At 42.8% G+C, this 2,404-nt stretch carries 2 protein-coding genes; both read left to right on the forward strand.

Annotated elements, in window-relative coordinates; translation table 11 throughout:
• The first annotated feature begins 73 nt into the window (after positions 1-73).
• A complete protein-coding gene (locus F6K53_RS37400; RefSeq protein ID WP_293084689.1) occupies positions 74-1,477 on the forward strand; it encodes an acyl-CoA-binding protein in 1,404 nt (467 codons plus the stop codon).
• Positions 1,478-1,495: 18 nt separating this feature from the next.
• Positions 1,496-2,404 (forward strand): polyketide synthase, encoded by a 909-nt coding sequence (locus F6K53_RS37405; RefSeq protein ID WP_293084692.1) that lies wholly within the window; start codon positions 1,496-1,498, stop codon positions 2,402-2,404.

Genomic DNA, 2,404 nt, shown 5'->3' on the forward strand with positions numbered 1-2,404 from the left:
TATAAAAAACTAACCCATACAGTGTTTTTTTATACCATTACAGTAGTAATCTAGAAAGGATTGAACCCTGAATATGCTCACACAAAACCAGATTCAACACTTTGAAGAAAAGGGATGGTTAGGCCCCCTGGATCTATTTACAAGTTCAGAAGTAGAATCTGTAAAAAAATGTATAGAAACTAATAGTTCAATTAAAGAAGTAGAGGGTCAGCCGATGATGATGCTCTACAACAATGTCCTGAACCTCAACACATCTCGTGACCTTCATCTGTTTCATCAACCGATAGCCGAGATGTTTAAAAACAACAAAATTGTTCGGGTACTAAACCAGTTGGGTGGGGACAATTTACTATTGTGGAACAGTAATGTTTTTTGCAAAATGCCAGGGGAAGGAGAGATCAAATGGCATCAAGTTTATGATTCTTACGACCCCAGCGCCTATGATCCTCAAAAGCCAGCACTGCTTTACCCGAATACTGAAGATATTATAAATATATCAGTATGGATAGCTTTAGATGATGCTACTCTCGAAAATGGCTGCTTACATTTTGCTAATGGGACACACAAGGAAAAATTTGGGCGAGTGCAGGTACCTGCTGAGGAGGGAATGTTTGCGGGTATAAAAAACCATAAAATGGTTTGGCAAGGGCGGAGAAAATACTCAGTAGTGTTTGACTTCGATGACAATGAATGGGAAGTGGAAGCTGTACCAGCGCGCATGGGGCAAGCTATTATCTTTACCGAAAGAGTTATGCATTCCTCTCCCCCCAATAACTCCAAGAAACAACGCCGACTAGGTATTAATGGACGTTATGTTCCTCCCAGCGTACAGGTTTATCCACACCGTTTAAAAGGCGATTTCATCGACGAAAATTTTCATAATATCAAAAAGCATTTTTGTATCCTGGTATCAGGGCAAGATGATTATGGAATCAATGTCGTTCGTGATTCTCATGATCTAGACAATATAGAGTTAGAATTTCAGACCATGTCCAACTTAGTTCGCTTTGGTCATGTTCAACTACCTAAAGGCAAGAAAGAAATAGAGCTTGAGACTCTCTATCAACAAGCAATGGAAGGGGATTGTCTAGAGGAGGAGCCAGATCCGATTCTGCAACCTAGAAAGTATATTCAATGGCAAGCCTGGAATCAACTTAAAGGCATGAGTTGCAGTGAGGCGATGAAGCAATACAGTCAAATAGTAGCCAAACTGCCAGTAGTGGATCAAAAAAAGGAGCTGCCTCTAGAAGAAAAAATTAAAGCTTGGTTAGTCGCTTACATAGCCAAAGTTTTTAACATTGAAGCAGATGAGGTGAATAGTACTCTTCCTTTTGAGCGCTATGCTCTAGGATCGGCTGATGCAGCAACTCTAGTTGCTGAGTTGGGAGCTTGGCTAGAACGAGATATTCCTGCTACTGCGCTTTATAGTTACCCAACTATAGAGTTTTTGGCTAAGCATTTAGTTTCGTCATCCTGAAGATAAGGTGCAAATTACATGGATCCAACCGCGATTATAGGTATTGGTTGTCGTTTTCCAAGTGCTGGAAATCCAGAAAGCTTTTGGCATTTGCTGCGGCATGGAGTGCATACCATCACTGAAGTTCCGCCAAATCGATGGGATGTTGATGCCTTGTATGATCCAGATCCAGCTACACCAGGAAAAATGAACACCCGTTGGGGCGCTTTTCTGGAACAGATAGATATGTTTGAACCGAGTTTCTTCGGAATTTCTCCCCGAGAAGCAGAGTCAATGGATCCCCAGCATAGACTAGTCTTAGAGGTAGCCTGGGAAGCTCTGGAAAATGCAGGACTGGCACCAAATAAGTTAGCTGACAGCCAAACAGGTGTGTTTATAGGAATCGTTGCTAGTGATTATGGCCGACTGGTGTTCAATGATCACCTTAATATAGATGCTTATGGCGGCATTGGCATCACGCCTGGTATTGCAGCGAATCGTCTCTCCTATATACTGAATTTGCACGGACCTAGCTTGGCGATAGACACAGCTTGCTCGTCATCGCTGGTAGCATTGCATTTTGCCTGTCAAAGCCTGCAAAGCGGTGAATCTAATTTGTGCTTGGTCGGAGGGGTGAACTTGGTTTTGTCCCCCGAATACACTCTCACTTTTTCTCAAGCTCGGATGATGGCGTCGGACGGTTTTTGTAAGACTTTTGACAAAGACGCCGATGGTTATGTACGAGGGGAAGGATGTGGTGTAATTGTCCTCAAACGCCTCTGTGATGCCCTCCGGGATAGAGACAATATATTAGCAGTTATCAAAGGCTCGGCAGTTAACCATGATGGTCTAAGCAATGGAATGACTGCACCCAATGGGGTTTCACAGCAGGCAGTTATCAGGCAAGCATTAAAAAATGCTGATGTAGCACCATCCCAGATTAGTTAA

Origin of the sequence: Moorena sp. SIO4A1 (assembly GCF_010672065.1) — a bacterium.
Taxonomy (GTDB): domain Bacteria; phylum Cyanobacteriota; class Cyanobacteriia; order Cyanobacteriales; family Coleofasciculaceae; genus Moorena.

Coding starts and splice junctions, on each gene's coding strand:
- F6K53_RS37400 (WP_293084689.1), top strand. CDS start 74: ATGCTCACACAAAACCAGATTCAACACTTTGAAGAAAAGGGATGGTTA.
- F6K53_RS37405 (WP_293084692.1), top strand. CDS start 1,496: ATGGATCCAACCGCGATTATAGGTATTGGTTGTCGTTTTCCAAGTGCT.